The sequence below is a fragment of the Enterococcus sp. DIV2371 genome, from assembly GCF_050498525.1.
Lineage (GTDB): Bacteria > Bacillota > Bacilli > Lactobacillales > Enterococcaceae > Enterococcus_B > Enterococcus_B mangumiae.
Genome location: NZ_JBIPAJ010000001.1, coordinates 2,073,026 through 2,094,698 on the forward strand (window position 1 = coordinate 2,073,026; position 21,673 = coordinate 2,094,698).

At 39.8% G+C, this 21,673-nt stretch carries 18 protein-coding genes; all 18 read right to left on the reverse strand.

Features of this window, described 5'->3' with window-relative positions; translation table 11 throughout:
• Positions 1-99: 99 nt before the first annotated feature.
• The 18 genes from IGL24_RS09660 to IGL24_RS09745 all read right to left on the reverse strand — a co-directional run bounded on the left by IGL24_RS09660 (position 100) and on the right by IGL24_RS09745 (position 21,502).
• Positions 100-681 (reverse strand): type II toxin-antitoxin system Phd/YefM family antitoxin, encoded by a 582-nt coding sequence (locus IGL24_RS09660; RefSeq protein WP_206856220.1) that lies wholly within the window; start codon positions 679-681, stop codon positions 100-102.
• 41 nt (positions 682-722) lie between these two features.
• Positions 723-2,045 carry a hypothetical protein gene (locus IGL24_RS09665; protein WP_206856222.1) on the reverse strand — a complete coding sequence of 441 codons (1,323 nt, stop codon included), beginning with the start codon at positions 2,043-2,045 and terminating at the stop codon, positions 723-725.
• A 216-nt stretch (positions 2,046-2,261) separates the two neighbouring features.
• Positions 2,262-4,370 (reverse strand): copper/silver-translocating P-type ATPase CopB, encoded by a 2,109-nt coding sequence (gene copB, locus IGL24_RS09670; RefSeq protein ID WP_242699744.1) that lies wholly within the window; start codon positions 4,368-4,370, stop codon positions 2,262-2,264.
• Positions 4,371-4,425: 55 nt separating this feature from the next.
• On the reverse strand, positions 4,426-6,609 hold the full coding sequence (locus tag IGL24_RS09675; protein WP_207699807.1) for a heavy metal translocating P-type ATPase: 2,184 nt from the start codon (positions 6,607-6,609) through the stop codon (positions 4,426-4,428).
• The gene (gene copZ, locus IGL24_RS09680) at positions 6,609-6,818 is read right to left on the reverse strand and encodes a copper chaperone CopZ (protein ID WP_207699808.1); all 210 of its coding nucleotides are present in this window, start codon (positions 6,816-6,818) and stop codon (positions 6,609-6,611) included. The genes IGL24_RS09675 and copZ overlap by 1 nt, the downstream gene beginning before the upstream one ends.
• A gap of 13 nt (positions 6,819-6,831) precedes the next feature.
• Positions 6,832-7,272, reverse strand: coding sequence for a CopY/TcrY family copper transport repressor (locus IGL24_RS09685; protein ID WP_207699809.1), 441 nt, complete (start codon positions 7,270-7,272; stop codon positions 6,832-6,834).
• Positions 7,273-7,346: 74 nt separating this feature from the next.
• Positions 7,347-7,880, reverse strand: coding sequence for a topology modulation protein (locus IGL24_RS09690; protein WP_207699810.1), 534 nt, complete (start codon positions 7,878-7,880; stop codon positions 7,347-7,349).
• 103 nt (positions 7,881-7,983) lie between these two features.
• Positions 7,984-9,447: an APC family permease gene (locus IGL24_RS09695; protein ID WP_206856235.1), complete on the reverse strand. Its 1,464-nt coding sequence runs from the start codon at positions 9,445-9,447 to the stop codon at positions 7,984-7,986.
• A gap of 303 nt (positions 9,448-9,750) precedes the next feature.
• Complete coding sequence (locus IGL24_RS09700; protein WP_207699811.1) at positions 9,751-11,829, reverse strand: heavy metal translocating P-type ATPase; 2,079 nt, start codon at positions 11,827-11,829, stop codon at positions 9,751-9,753.
• A gap of 293 nt (positions 11,830-12,122) precedes the next feature.
• The gene (locus IGL24_RS09705; RefSeq protein ID WP_207699812.1) at positions 12,123-12,482 is read right to left on the reverse strand and encodes a YccF domain-containing protein; all 360 of its coding nucleotides are present in this window, start codon (positions 12,480-12,482) and stop codon (positions 12,123-12,125) included.
• A gap of 33 nt (positions 12,483-12,515) precedes the next feature.
• Complete coding sequence (locus IGL24_RS09710) at positions 12,516-12,860, reverse strand: hypothetical protein (RefSeq protein WP_207699813.1); 345 nt, start codon at positions 12,858-12,860, stop codon at positions 12,516-12,518.
• On the reverse strand, positions 12,857-13,492 hold the full coding sequence (locus IGL24_RS09715; protein ID WP_206856242.1) for an SGNH/GDSL hydrolase family protein: 636 nt from the start codon (positions 13,490-13,492) through the stop codon (positions 12,857-12,859). Before IGL24_RS09715 ends, IGL24_RS09710 begins: the two co-directional genes overlap by 4 nt.
• Before the next feature lie 157 nt (positions 13,493-13,649).
• Positions 13,650-14,948, reverse strand: coding sequence for an asparagine--tRNA ligase (gene asnS / locus IGL24_RS09720; protein WP_206856243.1), 1,299 nt, complete (start codon positions 14,946-14,948; stop codon positions 13,650-13,652).
• A 29-nt stretch (positions 14,949-14,977) separates the two neighbouring features.
• Positions 14,978-16,171 carry a pyridoxal phosphate-dependent aminotransferase gene (locus tag IGL24_RS09725; RefSeq protein WP_206856244.1) on the reverse strand — a complete coding sequence of 398 codons (1,194 nt, stop codon included), beginning with the start codon at positions 16,169-16,171 and terminating at the stop codon, positions 14,978-14,980.
• A gap of 26 nt (positions 16,172-16,197) precedes the next feature.
• Positions 16,198-16,701: a DUF5590 domain-containing protein gene (locus tag IGL24_RS09730; RefSeq protein ID WP_207699814.1), complete on the reverse strand. Its 504-nt coding sequence runs from the start codon at positions 16,699-16,701 to the stop codon at positions 16,198-16,200.
• A 68-nt stretch (positions 16,702-16,769) separates the two neighbouring features.
• Positions 16,770-19,559, reverse strand: a complete 2,790-nt coding sequence (locus IGL24_RS09735) for a helicase C-terminal domain-containing protein (protein WP_429968516.1) — start codon at positions 19,557-19,559, stop codon at positions 16,770-16,772.
• A 285-nt stretch (positions 19,560-19,844) separates the two neighbouring features.
• Positions 19,845-20,045: a cold-shock protein gene (locus IGL24_RS09740; RefSeq protein ID WP_005875554.1), complete on the reverse strand. Its 201-nt coding sequence runs from the start codon at positions 20,043-20,045 to the stop codon at positions 19,845-19,847.
• A gap of 350 nt (positions 20,046-20,395) precedes the next feature.
• Positions 20,396-21,502, reverse strand: a complete 1,107-nt coding sequence (locus tag IGL24_RS09745; protein ID WP_207699815.1) for a hypothetical protein — start codon at positions 21,500-21,502, stop codon at positions 20,396-20,398.
• Positions 21,503-21,673 lie beyond the last annotated feature (171 nt).

Sequence of the window (21,673 nt, forward strand, 5' to 3'; positions counted from 1 at the left end):
CCGTAACAGCAACAAGCTGGGGAATGCTTTACTTTTTTGTTGTTTTTGATTTGTTCCACTAATTAACAAGAGATTACTGTCAATCGATGACAATATTTTTTAGATTTCATGTAAATATATTTTTTTGATGATCAACTTATCAAATAGCTGCGATTGACTATCTTGTTCGCCGATGATTTCTGCGATCACGATTTTGCCATTTGGTTTTTTCCTTAATTGATAATTGATTTTACCCGTTTCGGTTAATTCATTAAGCATATCGACAACTCCGCCAAAACCGGTCTTCTTCGTAATGAAGCCTAATGCGACCATTCGTTCATCAAGATTTTTCGCAGAGATCGACACACCAGTGACTAAATATTGCTTTAAAGCACTCACCAATTCATCTAATGATTCAGAAGTTGAAACGATCGCTGTGCGATTTTTCGGGAATGATTCGTTGGTAGCTGGCCCACTTACTTCTATCTCTTCAGTTTCTGTTGTAACAAGTTGGCGCAACGTAGCCAGCTCCTGCAATAACGTTTCATATTGCTCTTGTGTCAACATGACACCAGCAACTTTTTCTCGATTAAAAATATATACGCCCGTTTCAGCTTTTCTAGCTTGGTCAAACACATCCATCGGCGATCTTTTTACTTCTGTAATCGAAGATGTAGGTACTTCTAGTTTCTTTAATTCCAATGGATACCCTCCTTTGTTTTTCCAGTCCATTATAGCATATTCTATCGGTCGATGATTCGTTTACTCGTAAAAGTTATCTTCGTGTTGATCCAATAATCGATGTCTGACAATAGTCTTTCGATCCCTAAGGAATCCTGATAAAAATAAGTTTTCTGGTCACTGTTGAGATTTGCGGAGAAAAAGTGATCCGTAATGACAAGTTGGGCATAACTAGGTGGTTTACTCCTTGTACATACGTGGATCGATGTTCGTTTACGATGACGCAACGTTTTATCTAAAATCGCAGCAAGTCGCCTAGCTTCTTCATGGTCATACCGAAAAAAGAAAACGATCTTCACTTCTGGTGCATACATTTCCAGATATCCTCGTTCATTCAATAATTTCAGTAACATATTTGCCCATTCGATCGTTGGTTGAAACAAAGCCTGTTGCAACGCGAAACGGAACTGGCTTGATTTTTCAATAAAATTAGGGATCGTCTCTGCTAATACTTGGTAGGCATGCGCTTCTTCTGGAGTAAAACGATTATGTAGTCCGATGGAATATTTCAACCACTCTTGAAATAGTACTCTCGTGATTTTCTTTTTGTTGGAACTTTCGAAATCATTCGTCAACCAAAATAACGAATCTAATTTTTCTGTGACGATCGCTAGTTTTTGATAAACAACGGTTTTTTCGATTCTTTGCCAACGTTTATCCGTGATCAAATGGCTATTCAATCGCAGGATCGCTCGATAATTTTTTTCTTTGGTTGAAAGTTTTTTTTCAGAGCGAAAGAGTAGTTCTGGAAAAAGTTCAAAGAAGAATAAACGATTATTTGCGAAAATCTCAATCTCTGAGTGTTGGGAGCGGCGATCCAGTAATTGGATGAATAGCTCTGAAAATGTCTGGTCATGGTCTTCCTTGAAAAAACTTGGAAATTCTTTTAGAAAGCAAAAAAGTAAATATCTGATTTTTCGTTCCGAGCCATAGATTTGCCTTTTTTTATAGGAAAAGGAAAGATGATAATCACCTAACCATTTTTTCAATCGTTCTTGTGCGGAACGATCATATTCAAATGAAAACTTCTTTTCTAGAATCAGATCTCGTAGCAAACAAAAAGAATCCGATCGAATCAAAAATTCGAATAAAAGGAAGGGTTCGTTGTACGCTTGATGGTACACCAATTGGACTTCTTTTTTCTCATATGCCAACTCTAACGGATAATCTTCTGATTTCAATCGTTTCAGATAGCGGTCGACCGTTTTGACATCTACACCCATCCTTTGAGCCAGATCACTCTTCTTCCAGCTCAGATCCTTCATTTGATTGATCAATAAAAAGAGATTCTGTGCTTGTTTTGTTAGTAGTTTTTGCCAGTTCATTCCTTCGCCTCACTCTATTATTAGTCTTTTCAAAGCTATTTATCTAAAACTCCGAAAATGTCTCTTTTATAAAGTACGCAAAGAAATAATTTTTATTTTTCTTCTTTTTCTTGTTTACAAAATTTACTGTAACTTAACCCAGCATGTATCGTTTCTGTAAAGTGGTTTGACGACAAAAAAAAGAGGAACGATTGTCCCTCTCTCCTATCAAGTTGATCATTCTTTGATTTTCAACGTCAATGCATTAAGTGCCACAACGACGGTACTCAATGACATCAACACAGCTCCTACAGCTGGACTCAATAAAATCCCGATTGGTGCGAGAATTCCTGCTGCTAAGGGGATGGCAACAATATTGTAACCAGCACCCCACCATAGATTTTGGATCATTTTCTTTCTTGTTTGTTTTGCAAGATCCAAGAAATGCAAGATATCTTTTGGATCGCTGTTGATCAACACAACATCCGCTGAATCAATGGCGATATCTGTTCCTGCACCAATGGCCATACCGATCGTTGCACGCGCTAAACTTGGTGCATCATTGATTCCGTCACCGACCATGATGACTTTTTTGCCTTGTTCTTGATAACGTTTGACGATGGCTTCTTTGTCGTTTGGCAACAATCCGCCATAATACTCTTCGATCCCTAAGTATTGCGCAACGACTTCTGCTGCATGTTGATTGTCTCCTGTCAGCATCACCGGAGTAATTTTTCTTTCTTTAAGACTTTGAATAAAGCTTTTCGCTTCTGGTTTGATGATATCGCCTAAGGCAACCAAACCAACCAAACGATCATCGATCAATAGAAAACTGACTGTATTTCCTTGTTCTTCATAAGGCGTCAAGCGTTCTTTTGGGAACGCAAGTCCTAAACGTTTGATTTCTTTTTCGTTAACTACTTTGATCGTTTTATCTGCTACTGTTCCAGTCAAGCCGACACCTGAAAGATTTTTTTGGTTTTCGGCTTGATAAGGAGAAATATTTTGTTCTTTCAAATACCGCATGATACCAATCGCTAACGGATGGTTGGCATTCGCTTCTAAGGCACCTAGATATTTCAATAGTTCTTCTTCGGAATAACTATCGTCCAAACGTTCAACACCGGTCACAGTAAATTTTCCTTCAGTTAATGTCCCAGTTTTATCCAACATGATAACATCAAGTTCATTGGCTTGTTCTAATGCCTGACGACTTTTAAGCAACAGTCCATTTTTAGCCGCAATGGAAGTCGAACGTGCAACAACTAGAGGTATCGCTAAACCTAACGCATGCGGACAGGCGATAATAAAGACGGTGACCATTCGTTCTAATGCAGTTGGTAGATCGGTCAATACAAGCCAAACAACGAAGGCTAAAATTCCTGCGACCAACGCCACATAAAACAACCATTTCGCCACTTTGTCAGATAGCGATTCTAATTTGGATTTTTCTCCTTGTGCTTGACGAACCATATCCATGACTTTGGCTAAATAACTATTTTCACCTGTTCCAGTTACTTCGATCTCGATAGTGCCATCGCCATTGATCGAACCACCGATCACTCGATCATCGACTTGTTTTTTGACTCCTTTTGACTCACCCGTTACGGCAGATTCGTCGACGATCGTTTTCCCTTTGAGAATCGTCCCGTCGGTTGGCATTTTATCTCCTGCTCGAACGACTAAGCGATCGCCCTCTTGCACTTCTTTTAAGGAAATTGTTTCTTCAGTCCCATCTGTTCGTAATCGTTTGACGGTTTCTGGTAATAGTTCTGCTAATTTTTGTAAAGCATTACTTGCATTAGAAACGGCACTCATTTCGATCCAATGCCCTAATAACATGATGACGATCAACGTTGCTAATTCCCAGAAAAAATCCATCACATGTGTATGCGGATTGATGAGATTTGCAATAAAAGAATAGAGACTGTACACATATGCTACAGTGATCCCCATAGCAATCAACGTCATCATAGCAGGACTTTTTTGTTTTAGTTCCATCTTAGCGCCACTTAAAAACGGTTGTCCGCCGTAGATGAATAAAATCGTTGCTAGGATCAAAACGATCCAATCAGAGCCAGGAAAAGTCACTTGGAAGGGAAATTCCATGCCCATCATCGGAGAAAACAAGATAATCGGAATCGCTAGCAACAATGACAACCAAAATTTTTGTTTGAAATTCCCCATGTGCATCGAATGATCCATCCCACCGCCCATATGGTCATGCCCCATTGCCTCGTGGTTCATTTTTTCATGATCCATGCCCATATGAGTCATCTGTTGATGGTCCATCTTATTTGTCCTGTTCGTTTGTTGCTTCGTTTCATCATGATGATGTTCGTGCATCTTTCCTTTTTCTTGCTCGTTCATTTTCATCCTGTCCTTTCCTTTTTTGAACCGCTTATTTCTTCATTTTTTGGTTTAGACTCAATGAATTTAGTAATACACTGATTGAGCTGAACGCCATCGCTCCTCCGGCGATAATTGGATTCAATAGGCCAAAAGCAGCAAATGGGATACTGACAACATTATAGATAAATGCCCAAAATAAGTTTTGTTTGATTTTTTTCAGAGTTACACTTGAAAGCTCGATCGTTTGTCCAATCGATGACAGTTGACTATTCATCAACGTCACATCAGCCGTCTCCATGGCAATATCTGTTCCACTGCCCATGGCGATGCCGACATTTGCTAACGCCAATGCGGGTGCATCGTTGATCCCATCACCAACCATACCTACTTGTTTTCCTTCTTTTTGCAGTTTTTCAACATAGCCTGCTTTTTCGTCAGGTAACACTTCAGCAAAGATGTTTTCAGCTGGAATACCAACTTCTTCTCCAATCGTTGTTGCGACAGATTGATTGTCCCCAGTGACCATATAGACTGCCAAACCTTGTTCTTGTAACTGTTTGATCGCCAGTTGCGCGTGTTCTTTGATTTGGTCAGCGACAGCGATCAAGCCCAATACTTGTTTGTCATCTGCGAGAAACATCACGGTTTTTCCTTGACGTTCTAATTGTAACGCTTGTTCTTGATAAGCTTCAAATGAAACGTTCATCTCCACCAAACGTTTTCTTGTACCAATAAAATAAGATTTTCCATTGACTTCTCCGCTGATCCCAGCACCCGGATGCGCTTTAGCCTGAAGGACAGGTAGTGTAGGAATCGATTGTTCTTTTCCATAATTGACGATTGCTTTTCCTAGAGGATGCTCTGACCCTTGCTCTAATGTCGCTGCAATCGCTAAAACTTCTTCGTCACCGATCACGTCTGTAACGACTGGTTTTCCTTGCGTGATCGTGCCGGTCTTATCTAAAAGGATCGTGTCAAGATGTGTCGCAGCTTCTAGTGCCTCGCCACCTTTGATCAAAATGCCCTTTCGTGCGCCTAAACCGGTGCCAACCATGATAGCCGTTGGCGTAGCCAAGCCTAATGCACAAGGACAAGCAATCACCAGAACTGACACACTATGGATCACCGCAAGTTCCCAATTGCCTGTAAATATTCCTGTTAATACTAAAGTGAAAAAAGCGATAACTAACACGATCGGTACAAAAATACCAGAAATCTTATCAGCGATTTTTTGGATCGGTGCTTTGCTTCCTTGTGCATCTTCCACCATTTGGATGATTTGTGAAAGCACCGTGCCTTTGCCCACTTGGGTCACTGTCATTTCAAGAAGACCGGTTGAATTGATCGTTCCACCAAAAAGCAAATCACCTGGCTTTTTCTCAACTGGCACACTTTCACCCGTCAACATCCCTTCATCGATCGCACTGTCGCCTTTTATGACTTTTCCATCTGTTGGGATTTGTTCCCCTGGGCGAACCAATAAGACATCCCCAATAACGACCTCTTCGATCGGGATAGTCTTTTCTTCGCCATTTTTGATGATTTGAGCTGTTTTTTTCTGGAGAGACATCAACTGTTTGATTGCATCACCAGTTTTACTTTTAGCCGTATGTTCTAAATACTTCCCTAATAAGATCAGCGTGATGATCATATTACTACTCTCAAAATACAGATCTGAAGAATGTGTACTAAAGAAGCCATTGTACACACTTAGAACAAACGCAGCAGTCGTACCGATTGCAACCAAGACATCCATATTTGGTGCATTCGTTTTAATGGCATGATAGGCACCTTCATAAAAACGCCAGCCAATATAAAACTGGACAGGAATCGCCAAGATCAGTTGGACCCATGGATCATGGAAGAAGTGGACGAGATTTCCGTGGAAACCTAACATCATGGCAATCATTGCGATCATCATAGGAAAAGTTAAAATAGACCCTATGATGACATCACGTTTCATGTTTTTTAAATAGGTGCGTTTTTCTTCAGCAATTTTTTGCTTATGTGCCTCGTCATATAAAATCGCCCCATAACCAATCGTTTCGACACTTCGAATCAAATCTTCGATGGATACTTCTTGATAATTGATCGTCGCCTTTTCTGTTGCTAGATTGACCGTAGCGGTCAAAACTCCGGGTTGTTCTTTCAATTCCTTTTCGATGCGTGCTGCACAATTTGCGCAAGTCATTCCAGTAATCACGAGTGTGTCTTTTTTAGCTGTATTCTCCATCAAATCACCTCTGCTTGGTAACCTAGATCATTGATTGCTTGACAGATCGTCACCGGTTGGATCACCGTTTCATCTAACGTTACAGTTCCTATCTCTTTTTTTAAGTGAACGTTGACTTTTTTTACACCTGGTAATGCCTTTACTGTCTCTTCTACTCGTGAAACGCAATGGTTACAGCTCATTCCGTTGATTTTTAATTTTGTTTTCATCTTTTCTTTCCTCCTAGTCGTGTTGGTGGCAATTACATTGTCCTGGGATACAATTGCACTGGATCGTTGCTACGGGTTCTTTTTGTTTTAGCTCTGCCAGGATCTGATCGATGTCCGCTTGCGTCAAAGTTGCTTCTGAAACAAGGTCTGCAATCGTCTCTCCGACTTTCTTAGCACAAATATGTGAGAATAAATTTTCTGCGGCACTTTGCACCGTTTCCGATTCAGACACCGCTGGATGATAGATAAATTTTTTCCCTTCTTGTTCTGTCCAAATCGCTTCTTTTTTGACAAGGCGCCCTAAGAGCGTTTTGACCGTTGCTGATTTCCACCCCATCGATTCTGAAAGGATCTGTGTGATTTCTTGGGCAGTGGTGTTGCCTAATGTCCACACCACACGCATGATCTCCCATTCTGAATCACTGATTTTGATTGGCTTTTTCAATGCTTCCATATGTATCGCCCCTTTTCCGTTTACAAACGTAAACTTAATTTCTACCTAAAGATTACACTTGTAAACGAAAGTTGTCAACTACTTTTGTTTCGCCATTTTTCTAAAAATGCTTTTTGCTGATGTGGTCCATCTAAAATAACTACTTTCGCCATTGCATCTTGTTCGGTTAGCATTTTAAGAGCCAATGGTTCTTTTTCTTTTCTGTAGCGCCAAACATACCGCAAAAAATCCAGATACTCCTGATCGAATTTTTCTTTGAATTCTTCTGGAACATCTGGACGTGTACGTTTATCTAATTTGCGTTTGATCGACCGCTTGATTACCCGATAGATTGCATGGTGTCTCGGCAAGCGAAGCAATAGGATCAAGTCCGCTTGTTCGATTCGCTCTTTGGCGATTGATAGATAGTTCCCTTCGATGATCCAATCGCTATTATCTGCCATAAAACGTTCTTGTTCCTGAAACAACCAACGTTCCGCTTCTTTACCATAATCCGTTTTGAGCCACAGCCGATCAAGTGCTAGAAGTGGGCTTCCTGTCATTTTTTGCAAACTTCTGGCAAGCGTAGATTTCCCAGCACCAGATTGTCCCATGATCATGATTTTCATCTTTTGCCCCCCTTAAATCAGTTTTTCTTTATTCTACCTTTAATCCGTAATAACGCAAAAAGAAACCGAATCAATCGTTGCATTGATTCGGTCATCACTATTGTTATAGTTGAGTAACTGGTTGTTTCACTTCATTTTTCTTTTTATCACGACGTGCGATCGCTGGCAAGATCATGCCTAGTAAAATCAAGATGATCGGTGTCACGATATTTGAGATCAATTGGAACCACCAAGCTTTTGGATCAGCGGCGTATTCCACTTTTGGAACCATTCCCAAAATACATGCAAACGCAGTGAAAGCAAAACACCAAGCACCAAAGATGAAGCCAACTTTTGGATTTTTCACGAATTTATATTCAGACGTGAATTTTTTGTATGCTTTGTTCAACATCATGTATGCTAAGAATACCCACAAGTAACGCATTGGCATAACGACTGAATTCAAGTTCGTCAACCATTTGACTAATTCATTCATATCTTTGATACCGACGATCGGTAAGAGGATGATGATCCCTACTAAAATACCTGTGAACATATAACCGTTCACTAATGTACCTTTGCTGTTGCGTTTACGTAACCAGCTTGGGACAAACTCTGGATCTGCATCCGCTAATAAAATCTTCAATGGCGCATCGATTGAAAAGGCCAAGGCAGAGATCTGACCGACCATGTTCGTCAACGCATAGATGATCATCAACAGATTACCAATACCGTAATAGTTACCTAAGATTTGGAAGGCACTGTATGCACCATTTGCCATTAAATCTTTTGGAATATTATCACTTGCAAACAACATACCCATTGCGACAGAACCTAAAACGGCACAGATTCCTACCATTGCAGCTAAGAAAATCATCCCTTTAGGAAATTCTTTTGCAGGGTTACGCGTTGAATTAACATAAGGAGAGATTTTTTCAGCGCCCCCTACAGCAAAAACAAGCATGGAAACAGTTGTGAAGTAGCCAAAATCAAACTTAGGAATATACGTTTGGACTTGATTCATATTCGCTGTCGCAAATTCCATCGTTGGATTGATGAATGGTGCAGTGACAGCAAGTAAAATGAATAATAATGACATGACAAACATTGCTGTACCCGCTAAACCACCAATTACTTTCAACGTAGATAAACCTTTAGTTGATAAATACAAGAAAGCTAAGAAAATGATCAATGAGATAACTGCGACCATTTGGACGGACATCGTATTGACGATATCGCCATTCCCTTGGACTGCCCACCCAGCAGCAATCAAGATTGCTTGCGGTTTTTGTGCTAAATATGGAATATGCACGACCCAGTAAGTCCAAGCAGCATAGTAAGCTAAGCGTTTATTTGACGTGGTATTTTCTACCCAAGAACTAACGCCACCTTTACTATCTTTAAATGCTGATCCTAATTGACCAACGATCAGAGCATAGGGGATAAAATAAATTGCTAGGATCAATAACCAAGAAGTGATTACTGAAATCCCTTGTTGCGCGTAGTTATTGACGACATTCCCCATACCCCAGACCATGTTGAATGCAATCAATGCTACTGTAAACCAGCGCAGTTGTTTTTCGTTCATCTGATTTCTCCTTTAAAAATATTTAATAATTAATCATTGACTATCATATTCAATTTTTTTATTGTTTACAACACTTCGTTATTTTATTTGTGGATTATTTTAGGTAAAACACATTGTTTTTACATTTTCTTTTCATTTTAGACTAAAACTCCCCTTATATAAGCGCATAAAAAAGATTTATTTTCTAACTATTTTGGAATTTTCAGAACAATTAAAATATTCCAGTTATTTTAAGCGCAAAAAAACCACAGTCCTCACTTTACTGATTCCTGTGGTTTATCGTTGCTTTTTTGAATATTTTGTTTACTTTTTGACAGAGAGGCCACGCATCGCATTTAATACAGCGATAAGCGTCACACCGACATCGGCAAAGACGGCATTTCCCATCGAAGCATAACCGATTGCACCAAGAATCAACACGATCACTTTTACGCCGATAGCAAACGCGATATTTTGCTTGACGATTCTCAACGTTTTTCTTGAAAGTTTGATTGCCTCAGCTAGTTTTGATGGTTCATCGTTCATGATCACGACATCGGCTGCTTCAATTGCCGCATCACTGCCCAAGCCTCCCATAGCGATTCCGACATCCGCTCGAGCTAAGACTGGGGCATCATTGATCCCATCGCCGACAAACGCGGTTTTTTGTGATGTGTCGTGCATCAGCGCTTCTAACTTCTCAACCTTATCTTCGGGAAGCAGTTCACTATAGACTGTATCGACCCCTACCTCTTTTGCGACTTGTTCCGCAATGCTTTGAGCATCTCCAGTCAACATCGCCGTCTTTTTGACACCGACTTGCTTCAATGTCTCGATTGCTAATGTTGCATCTGGTTTGATCGTATCAGCAATGACTAAATACCCAATTACTTGATTATCGATCGCTAAATAAATCAAAGTGCCGATTTCATGAGGATTTGCTTGCTTGATTTTAAAACGAGCGAGTAATTTTTGATTGCCGACAAGTACATCTCGTCCTTCGATTTGTGCTTTGATTCCTTCACCAGCAATTTCTTCTGGTGCTTCAATCTCATATATTAACCCACTATATGCATCCATGACCGCCTTAGCAATTGGATGTGTCGAAAGATTTTCAAGACTGGCAATGTACTTCATGAACGCTTTTTCGTCCATGTCTGAAACGATTTTTTGTACCGAAAAATCACCCTTCGTCAATGTGCCTGTTTTATCAAATACGACCGTTTCTGTACGAGCTAAAAGTTCTAAATAATTGCCGCCCTTTACGAGTATCCCTTGTTTACTAGCTCCTCCGATCCCGCCAAAAAAGCTAAGTGGGACAGAGATCACTAACGCACAGGGACAAGAGATCACAAGAAACGTCAACGCTCGATAGATCCATTCAGAAAATCCTCCCCCAAAAAATAATGGTGGGACGATAGCTAAAAGAACAGCTAGAGCGACAACGATCGGCGTATAATAACGAGCAAATTTAGTGATAAATTTTTCAGCTGGTGCCTTTTTACTACTTGCTGTTTCGACTAATTCCAATAATTTACTGATTGTCGAATTTTCATAACTTTTTACTACTTCGATCGTTAATGGCTGCGTCTTGTTGATAAAACCACTTAGTACTGTTTCTCCATTTATAACTTCTTTTGGCAATGATTCTCCTGTCAATGCTGAAGTGTCCACGAGTGATTGCCCTTTGATGATCTTTCCATCTAACGGAATCCTTTCACCAGGTTTGACCATGAGCGTTTCACCAATCTGAACTTCTTCAGGTTGCATACTTACTAAGCCACTTTCAGTGATCACATGTGCAATTTCTGGTCGGATCGCCATCAAGTTGCGAATCGAGCGACGTGACTGATCGACAGCGAAATGTTGAAAATATTCGCCAATTTGATAAAACAACATCACAGCGACTGCTTCTGGATATTCACCAATCAACATCGCACCGATCGTTGCAATCGACATCAAGAAATTTTCATCAAATACCTGTCCTTTACGAATATTCACGATTGCTTGTTGAATGACATCAAATCCGATGAGAACAAAAATGGCAAAGAACGTAATGAAACGGATTGGCTCTGCTGGTTGCCATAAAAATAAGACGAGTAAGCCAAGTGAAGCAAGTACGATCCGCCATAGCGTCGTATTTTTTTCGCTTTCAACTTGCTTATTTTTCAGTTGCGGATTTTTTTTCACTTCTGTAACTGTCACATCTGGTTCTAAACGATTGATTTCTTCTTTTGCTTTCTCCTCAATCGCTGAAATCATTGTTTCATCCGCCTCGATCATCATTTTACCAGTCGCAAAATTGACTGTTGCCTCTTTTACACCAGGTATTGCTTGTACTTTCTTTTCAATTTTCATCGCACAATTTGCACAATCTAAACCTTGTAATTGATAACTTTTCATTTTAAGTCCCTCCTCACTAAACATATGAATATCTCTTCATAAGTTATTATACATGAGTAATCATTCATATGTCAAATGATTATATTAAAACTGCTCATTTTAAGAAAAATCCGAAAATTCATTATTTCTTCAATGGATAAAAGAAGTTGTTTATGTAAAAGTCACGAATGGTAGAATCCATTAACAAGTCTCTTCTTTTAGCTAAAAAAATGACCAAATAAATGATGGATATCACTCGCTACACAAATAAACTCTTTTGTACGATCGTACAAAAGAGTTTATTTAGATCTTAATTATACGATTTCTGCTCCAAATGGCATCAATGCTAATCGTGCAAGTTTAAAGGATTGTTTTGCAAATGGAATACCGATGATCGTGATGCATAGTAAAATCCCACTGATCACATGCCCTAAAGCAATTGGTAATCCTGACACGATCAGCCAAATGATATTGACGATCAAGGATACACCGTTGTTTGTATAAATGACTTCTTTACCGAAAGGGGCAAAAGACAATGAAGCGATTTTAAAGCATTGTAAGCCTATTGGTATCCCAATGATCGTGATACACCACAATACTCCAGCTAACGTCCAACTCAGTCCTCCGAGCAAACCACCAAAAATAAACCAAATAATGTTTCCGATACAACTCATTTCTTATTTCTCCATTCTAACGAAAGTCCTATTCTAAAATCCATTGAAATCGACTCTCTTGATTTTACGTTTTTTTGCTTCTAACAACCACTGCTCCATAAATTGAGCAGCTATGATTCGCTCTTGGTCCCCTGCCACAAATACCGTTCTCACGAGTGTGTCAGCTTTCGGATCAGCCTCTGTGGTTTTCACTTGTCTCACTTGGCTAAAGGCAAGAATCGTTTGTTTTTCTATCTCCTCTTGTTCTGCCACAAGTGATATATTTAGTGGATCTTTTATGTCTTCCAACATTTGTTCCTTCAAAAAACGATCATCTTGCTGTCTGATCAATTCATTGATCTTTGGTAGATCTGCTTTGGTTGCTTGCCGGATGATCACTCAAACCACTCTTTTCTTTTCATGACCGTTTCCATCCAACTATTCGCAATCGTTTCATGTCCGAGTACTGTCGGATGAACGCCATCATCTCCTGTATATTTTTCATAGCCATAGGAGATCCCTAAAGAATTCAATCGTCCATCTAACGGTACAAAGACTGCTTGATATTCGTATGCTAACTGACGGATCAAATGGATCTTCGGATCAAGATCGCGACGCCAAGTTCTACGATCATCAGGTTCTGGCAAAACAAATGGTTCCATCAAGACGATTTTTTTGATTCCATTTTCAACTAAACGATCAAGCAAATAGCGATAATCTGCTTCAAATCGAGCGAGCGACTCCTTTGTCGCAAAAGCTGTAGGTTCACCTACATTGTGCCATGTATCATTAATACCGATCAAAATCGAGACGATGTCGGGCTTTAACTCAAGGCAGTCTTTCTTCCAGCGGTTTCTCAAGTCTGCTATCTTATTGCCACCGATACCTCGATTGAAAAATACCCATGATTTTTTTGGGTCACTTGCCGCCAATTTTGCTGCTGTCAATAGCGCATAGCCATGTCCGAGATCATCCGTTCCTCTGCCAGCATCTGTAATACTATCGCCAATGAATAAAAGTCGTTGTTCCATCACACACCCTACTTTCCATTCCACTTTTAGGTTATTATCCCATAGTCGTCTGCCCAAAGAAAGGAAGAATCGCCACCTTAGTCATTTTTAATATCCTCTTAAATAAAATAAGATCCACGAAAATTCAATGAACAATTTTCGTGGATCGCGTCTTATATTATGGGTAAATACGATTTAACAAACGTGGGAATGGGATAGCTTCACGTACATGGTCGATTCCTGAGATCCAAGTCACTGTACGCTCTAAACCTAAGCCAAAACCAGAATGTGGTACAGAGCCGTATTTGCGCAGATCTAAGTACCATGAGTATTCTTTTTCGTCTAAGCCATGGTTTTTGATTTGTTCTAATAAGAAATCATAGTCAGTCGCACGTTCACTTCCGCCGATGATCTCGCCATATCCTTCAGGTGCGATCATATCTGCACAAATCACAACATCTTCTCTTGTTGGATGTGGTTTCATGTAGAATGGTTTGATTGCTTTAGGATAGTTCAAAATAAAGACTGGTTGCTCAAATGAGTTGGCAATAAAAGTTTCGTGTGGTGAACCAAAGTCATCGCCCCACTCGATATCGTCAAACCCGTTTTTCTTCAATAATTCGATTGCATCATCATATGTGATACGTGGGAAAGGTAATTTTGTATAAGTTTTCAATACTTCTTTGTCACGTTCTAATACGTCTAAAGCATACTCACAATTATCTAGAACACTTTGGACTAAAAAGGCAACGTATTGTTCTTGCACTTCTAAGCTTTGTTCTTGGTGTGTAAATGCCATTTCAGGTTCGATCATCCAGAATTCGATCAAATGACGACGTGTTTTTGATTTTTCAGCACGGAAAGTCGGTCCGAATGAGAATACTTTACCAAATGCCATTGCTGCAGCTTCCATGTATAGCTGACCACTTTGTGAAAGATAAGCTTTTTGATCGAAGTAATTCGTTTCAAATAAGTCCGTTGTGCCTTCTGGTGCTGAACCAGTCAAGATCGGTGGATCGATTTTAACGAATTGGTTGTTGTTGAAAAATTCGTAGGTTGCACGGATGATTTCGTTTCGAATCTGCATCACAGCATGTTGGCGAGAAGAACGCAACCATAAGTGGCGATGATCCATCAAGAAGTCTGTCCCATGTTCTTTTGGTGTGATTGGGTAATCGTGGCTTTCGCTCACTACTTCAATATTCGTGATCCCGATCTCGTAGCCGAATTTTGAACGGCTGTCTTCACGGATCTCACCTGTAACAAGGATCGACGTTTCTTGAGAAAGATTTTTTGCTGTTTGGAAAACTTCCTCTGGTACTTCGCTTTTTACAACAACACCTTGGAAAAATGCTGTACCATCTCGTAATTGTAAAAAGGCGATTTTTCCACTTGAACGCTTATTAGCGACCCAAGCACCGATCGTTACTGTTTCGCCTACATGTTTTTTTGAATCGATGATTTGAATTTGTTCCACGTAAAATTCTCCTTTATCCTATACTATTTCTATTGGTTTTGACTTTTACTCTCAATAAAACGGCGAATACGGCGGATGCCTTCTTCTAGCGTTGCTAAATCTGTCGCATAACTCAAACGGACATTTTCCGGCGCACCGAACCCTTCACCAGTCACCAAAGCAACCCCTGCTTCTTCCAGTAAGTCCTCGACCCATGGTGTGACTTGCTCATAACCACACATTGCCAGCGTCTCTTTGACATTTGGAAACAAGTAAAATGCGCCTTGTGGCCTCTTGACCGACATACCTGGCAGATCAGCAACCAGTGGAAATACGATATCCAGACGTTCTTCAAATGCTTGACGCATCTCTTCAACAGTGTCTTGTTCACCTTGTAAGGCTTCAACAGCCGCATATTGACTCACAGCAGTTGGATTACTCGTTGATTGAGAAGCAATCGCGATCATGCCATCAATGATATCCTGATTACCGACTGCATAACCGATACGCCACCCCGTCATTGCGTAGGTCTTAGATACACCGTTGATGACGATCGTCTGTTCACGTATCTCTTCTGAAATCGATGCTATTGGAGTAAACTCATTGTCATTATAAACTAATCGGCCATAAATATCATCAGCAACTATTAAAATATCATTTTTTACTGCCCATTCACCAATGGCTTGTAGTTCTTCTTTTGTATAGATCATCCCTGTTGGATTCGAAGGAGAGTTGATAATAACTGCTTTTGTCTTGGAAGAACGAGCTTGTTCCAATTGCTCAAGGGTCACTTTGAAATCATTGATTTCTTGACCAGTAACAAAAACAGGGGCTCCTTCTGCTAGTTTGACTTGTTCACCATAACTTACCCAGTAAGGCACTGGAATAATGACTTCATCTTCTGGATCAAGGATCGTTTGAAACAGCGCATAGAGTGCAAATTTTGCCCCATCCGTCACTATCGTCTGTGAAGATTCATAGGTCAAGCCATAATAGGTTTTCAGATAAGAAACGATTGCTTGTCTTAATTCTGGAATACCTGCTGTAGGCGTATAATAACTGGCTTTTCCATTCTTGATCGCCTCGATTGCTGCTTCTTGGATATTTTCAGGCGTAGCAAAATCAGGTTCTCCTACGGTTAGGCTGATAATATCTTTTCCTTGTGCTTTCAATGCCTTTGCTTTTGCCGCAGTGGCTAGTGTGACAGAAGGCTCTAAGCGTTCCACTCTTTTTGACTGTTTCATCCCATCTATCCTTTCGTTCTTCTTTTCTACACCCCGCTGATGACTTTGACTTCTTCTCCTGTTTCAAAGGAAAGCAAATAATAATTCAACTGATCATCTGATGTTTTGGCAATGACTTCCCATACTGGTTCGTCTTGATACATCCCTAAAGAAGCTTTTTCCACTTGTTGATCAGGATGTTGCTTACTGATTTCTTTTCTGGCAGCTTCTTCCGTCAAGCCTGCTTTTTGATCTAATACCTTCACGCGCTCCCCTGATTTAGGAATGATCACTGCAATATCTTGTCCTTTATCATTTTGTCCTGTTAATGAAAAATAAGTGGCTTCTCGAGTAAACCAATAAAATTGGTCGACTTCTTCAAGGTTCGCATATTGTTCCGCCAACTTTGTCGCCTCTTGCTTTGCTTGCGTCATTGGTCGTGTCGCACGCAGATAAAAAATAGTACTGATCACGATCACTGTCAATAAGGCAATGATCAATCCCAATAACACGCGATTGATCGTATGTTCTTTGTTTGTCTGATTCTTCAAGGACCGTCGCTCCTTCTTTTTTCATTGATGTTCATTATAACAGATTTCGAGGCAAAAATAGTCCTCGATTATGGCTTAATTTCTTCGTTTTTCTTTAAGAAATCATGGATGTCCTGACAAATTTCTTCAAAAGAAGCTTCTTGGATAGGCACTTTTTTAGGTAGCGCATGGATGATCCGTGCCCCATATTTTGCAGTCACCAATCGGCGATCTAATATCAATAAGACTCCCTTATCCGTTTCTGAACGAATCAAACGCCCTAATGCCTGTCTCACTTTCAACGCTGCTTTTGGTAAAGATTCTTGATAAAACGGATTGATTCCTTCAGATTCTAAATACGCATTTCTTGCTTTGACCATCGGACGTTGTGGGTGATCAAATGGAAGACGCGTAATCACAACTAATTGTAACGCATCTCCTGGTAAGTCTACCCCTTCCCAAAAGCTATCTGCACCAAATAGCACACTCATTTCAGAAAGTACAAAGCGTTTCAATAACTTCTCACGACTGCCACCGATCCCTTGCGCTAAAATCTCTCTTCCTTGTTCAAGCATCGTCAAATGCATCCGTTGATAGACCTTTTGCAAGACATCATGGGAAGTAAACAAGACAAGGATTGGTCGTTTTTCTTGTCGGATCAATTGGTAGAGGACATCTGTGAGATAGTCGACATATGCTGTGCCACTTAATTGATTGATTTCTGGCGCTTCTTTCGGCACATAGATCCTTGCTTGTTCCTCATAATCATAAGGAGAAGCGATGACTTTTAAAGGTGTTCCTTCAATCCCTAATCGTTTCGCCAGATATTGGCGATCTGGACCTACTTTTAACGTTCCTCCTATATACAAGATCCGCTCATAGCGTTGATACCAGACAGTATTAGGAATCAATGCCGCAGTGAAATCGTGGAGGTGGAACATCGTCTGTTGAGGGGTAGCAGCCGGAACGAACCAATGGACTAAGCTTTCTTGCCAGTTCTCCAGCCATTCTTCCATAAAAATTGCTTGTTGCTCCAAGCGATCAAATAACGCATACAGGCTGGCTAGATCAACCCGCATTTGTTTCGTCCAGCTTTCTTGAAGCACCTCTACCCCTGCACGAATCCTGTCCTGCAATTCCTTTATTTCTTGGTAAAAAAGATGAAGATGATCGATGGCTGTACTTGCCTCAAAAGATAGTTTCTCTATATCTGTTTTCGTAATCATGACTTCTTCAGGATAAGCCTGTCCTTTTTGTGGCGGGACGATCTCAAGTAACCCCTCAGCTAAAAAAAGCTGTGCTTCCCGAAGTGCGGTCAACTCTTCTTTATAGATATCCAGCCAACGCTGCCCCTCATGATTTTTAGGGAGGTACCCTTTGAAGCGATCAAAAAGACGATCCGGTTCTTCGAATAATTGTACTTCTTTATTAAAATAGCTCAAACTAAACCGTTGATCATTGACTTTTTCTGCAATTTCAGGCAGATGATGTGCTTCATCGATCAATAAATAGGGACTCTCAGGTAACAAAGGTGTTTTTCTTTGCGTTTCTTGGACTAAGAAAGCATGATTGACAATCAAAAAGTTACTCTCTTTGATTTGTCTATGCAAAAAGCGGATAAAATCTTGTTCGTAAAATGCTTGTTTTTTTGCTAAAAAATCGATGCCGCGATGGGAGACATCTGTAAAAAATGAATGATTCAAGTTCGTTAAATGTAATTCATCTAAATCCCCAGTTTTCGTTTGCGTCAGCCAGACAAGAACAGTCATTTGGTAAAGGGCATACTGTTTTTGTTCTTTCGGTTCAAGTAGCGTCGCTTTAAAACGTTGCAGATCAAGATAATGGCGATAGCTTTTGATGATCGTTGCCTGGATCGGTTGGTCGAATAATTGATTCAACAAGGGAATATCTTTTTCCATGATCTGCTCTTGTAAAACAAGGGAGACCGTACTGATCACCACCGGCTTCTCGGGTGTAGCGAGATAGCTGAGCGGCAACAAATAGCCAATGGTTTTTCCCATACCAGTTGCTGCTTCGATCATCAAATTTTTTGATTCATCTTTGGTAAAATGATCGTAAACAACATTCATCAAGCGATTTTGTTCTTTCCGATACATCAATGTTTTGCCAAATATTTTTTCTTTTGCCTGTTTTTTTCTTGGATAGTCTTTTTGACCGTAATAGACTTCTGAAAATAATTCGACTTCTTTTTTTTGTAAAGCGATCCCTTCAACGATTTCTATTTCTTCCGATAACGGGGCTGGCTGTTCTCTCATTTCATTGGTGATTTGTTCGATGAATAGCTTGGTATCCATTCCAGTATGATTGCTTAACTTCACGATTTGTTCCAATGTCACTAAAGGTAGCTGGCGCATTCGTTCTTCAATCAATAAAAGCAATTGTGCGGTGACTTCAGCATCACTATCAGCTTGATGAGGATTGTCATGGATAAAGCCCAGGCTTTCTGACAAATCAGCTAAACGAAAGCTTGGCTCAGTCGGCAAGAATATTTGCGCCAACTCAACGGTATCGATACCAGGTATCTTTAATTTTGGTACACCACAACGAGCTAATTCATGGTTCAAAAACTGATAATCAAAATAAATATTATGCGCCACGAAAATGGTATCCGCTAGAAGGTTGTAAATCGTTTGTGCTACATCTTCAAAATAGGGTGAACGATGAACACGTTGATTGGTGATCCCTGTCAAATTCTGGATCTGTTTTGAGATTTTACGTCCAGGATTGATATCCATAGAATAACGAGAAGTGATCCGCCCATCTTCAATCATGACACATCCAAATTGGATAATGCGATCTTCTTTTGGATTTGTCCCAGTCGTCTCAATATCGACGACTGCATAAGTTTTCGGTTTCAACATAGCTTCCTCTTCTCTTCCCTCTAGTCTTCTTTTGAAATTATACTACAAATCACCTAAAAATTCTTAGGAAATCAACCTCAAACGAACGCCTAGACGATCAATTGCCCTCTAAAGAAAACAATGCGTGGGTGTTATACCTTCTATCTCTCCACGACTCAGAGATAATTTATCTTTCTTGTATTCCTTAGTTAGACAGAATCCGACAGTGAATAAGCAGAAAACACAAAAAAGCCCAGACCGCTAGAAACTAGCAGACTGGACTTTTATTTAGTAGTGGGTTAATTAAGCTTTAACAACGTTAGTTGCTTGAGGGCCACGTTGACCTTCTTCAACATCGAAGTTTACTGTTTGGCCTTCTTCTAAAGTTTTGAATCCATCACCTTGGATAGCTGAGAAATGAACGAATACATCGTTTCCGTTTTCTGCTGTAATGAAACCGAAACCTTTTTCTGAGTTAAACCATTTCACTGTACCTGTTTCCATAATAAAAATCCTCCTTGTGTATCAAACACATATTTTGCAATTACTTGAATGGTGAATATCTGGAAGATGTTTATTTGAAACAAGCTACCAAGATTACCGAACAAAAACTACATAGTTATTGTAGCACATTAATTACAGTTTAGCTAGTAAATTTTCGACTTTTTTTATTTTTTCTTCATTCTTTTGCTTATTTTCCAAAAAAAAAACGAACGTTTTGAATTTATGGTAATAAAAAATTCAGTTTTAAAATAACCGTGCCTCCGACTGAAGCTCTTCGAAAAATAAGAAAAGCCATGAAATCAAATGAATGATCTCATGACTTTTCTTTTGTAAGTGTACTGGACTAGGACCTAATAACGCAAGATTGCAGTCAGGCTCTTTTCGTCTGGAGCGTCTTTTTGATCCAGAATAAAGACTTGTCCGCCATTCGTGATCACGTCATCCGCAAGTTGGTTCAATACTTGGCGACGATCATATTCCGTTTCTGGATCTTCACCAAATCCGTTAGCAAGATTAGATGTAGCGATAAATAAGTGGGAAAGTTTCCCTTCTTTTGCTGCCGGCACGATATCGACCAATTGATCGAGGAATTTTTTATCCAATAACTGGTTGTAGCTGCTTGCTTCATTCGCTACTAGTTGTTCCGATAATTTTTTACTACCTGCTTCAATTTCTTTTAATGAAAGTTGGGCAGGTGAAGCGGAGATGGCAACATCTGAGCGGAAATAAGGATTTTTTGCTACTTTTTTGAACATGGTTTGATTCTCAGGTAAAGCGTATAAGAAAATCGGCCATTTCTCAGGATTATCAAATGTATCTCTGAGGAATTCATCGACCGCTTGATAATAGTTGACCCAGTCGATCTCCACTTCCTCGTCTTTCGGGTTCACACCATGGAAATTCGATCCTTCACTTCCATTTGAAGAATAATTGATCCCTCCACCTGTCAGCTCAGACCCTAATGCAGTGACCACATCTGTTGGTGCGCCTTCTGGCAGATCAATTTCTTTGATTTGTTTGTTGCTTACTTCGTAAAGCTTCATTGAGTCACGATTCAATCCTAGTAAATAGTATGAGTAATTAAACTGTCCATTTTTGATGATCGCTAATAAGTAAGGAAGATCACTTACATAATATTGATCGTCTACCGCAATACTCAAACGATGAACAATCGTACTGTCTGTAGACAAAATGACTGCAACACTTGCAGTGGCACTACGCCAAAATGAAGCATCTTCTAATAGTTGATCGATCTTTTTTTGAAAGATTGACCAATCATGCTCCGCATATTTCTTTTCAAAACGTTTTTTTGCTTCTTTTGCAAAGTTCTTGAATTTGATCTGATCTTTTTCCACATCTTGATGTGCAACGTGAGTATTTAGCATAATAGTAATAAATGGTCCTTTGACACCTTCTGAAGTCAGTTGTGACAGTAACGCTCTATCCTTTTTCGCCATAAACGTACCCCTCCTAAAAAATCATTTCTTCAATACTACTAACTAAAGTCTACCACAACCATTTTTATCCATAAAACAAAATGGTCCCTAAAAGAAAAAACGTTTCCAATCCAACCATAGCCAATCATTTATTTCTTCAATGATTCTTCAAAATTTCCTCAATGATTCGTT

What these genes read in the sequence shown, in the direction of transcription:
- copB (WP_242699744.1), bottom strand. Translation starts at nt 4,370, where the DNA reads ATGCACGAACATCATCATGATGAAACGAAGCAACAAACGAACAGGACA.
- copZ (WP_207699808.1), bottom strand. Translation starts at nt 6,818, where the DNA reads ATGAAAACAAAATTAAAAATCAACGGAATGAGCTGTAACCATTGCGTT.
- IGL24_RS09685 (WP_207699809.1), bottom strand. Translation starts at nt 7,272, where the DNA reads ATGGAAGCATTGAAAAAGCCAATCAAAATCAGTGATTCAGAATGGGAG.
- IGL24_RS09665 (WP_206856222.1), bottom strand. Translation starts at nt 2,045, where the DNA reads ATGAACTGGCAAAAACTACTAACAAAACAAGCACAGAATCTCTTTTTA.
- IGL24_RS09690 (WP_207699810.1), bottom strand. Translation starts at nt 7,880, where the DNA reads ATGAAAATCATGATCATGGGACAATCTGGTGCTGGGAAATCTACGCTT.
- IGL24_RS09725 (WP_206856244.1), bottom strand. Translation starts at nt 16,171, where the DNA reads ATGAAACAGTCAAAAAGAGTGGAACGCTTAGAGCCTTCTGTCACACTA.
- IGL24_RS09675 (WP_207699807.1), bottom strand. Translation starts at nt 6,609, where the DNA reads ATGGAGAATACAGCTAAAAAAGACACACTCGTGATTACTGGAATGACT.
- IGL24_RS09715 (WP_206856242.1), bottom strand. Translation starts at nt 13,492, where the DNA reads ATGGAACAACGACTTTTATTCATTGGCGATAGTATTACAGATGCTGGC.
- IGL24_RS09695 (WP_206856235.1), bottom strand. Translation starts at nt 9,447, where the DNA reads ATGAACGAAAAACAACTGCGCTGGTTTACAGTAGCATTGATTGCATTC.
- IGL24_RS09700 (WP_207699811.1), bottom strand. Translation starts at nt 11,829, where the DNA reads ATGAAAAGTTATCAATTACAAGGTTTAGATTGTGCAAATTGTGCGATG.
- IGL24_RS09745 (WP_207699815.1), bottom strand. Translation starts at nt 21,502, where the DNA reads ATGGCGAAAAAGGATAGAGCGTTACTGTCACAACTGACTTCAGAAGGT.
- IGL24_RS09740 (WP_005875554.1), bottom strand. Translation starts at nt 20,045, where the DNA reads ATGGAAACAGGTACAGTGAAATGGTTTAACTCAGAAAAAGGTTTCGGT.
- IGL24_RS09705 (WP_207699812.1), bottom strand. Translation starts at nt 12,482, where the DNA reads ATGAGTTGTATCGGAAACATTATTTGGTTTATTTTTGGTGGTTTGCTC.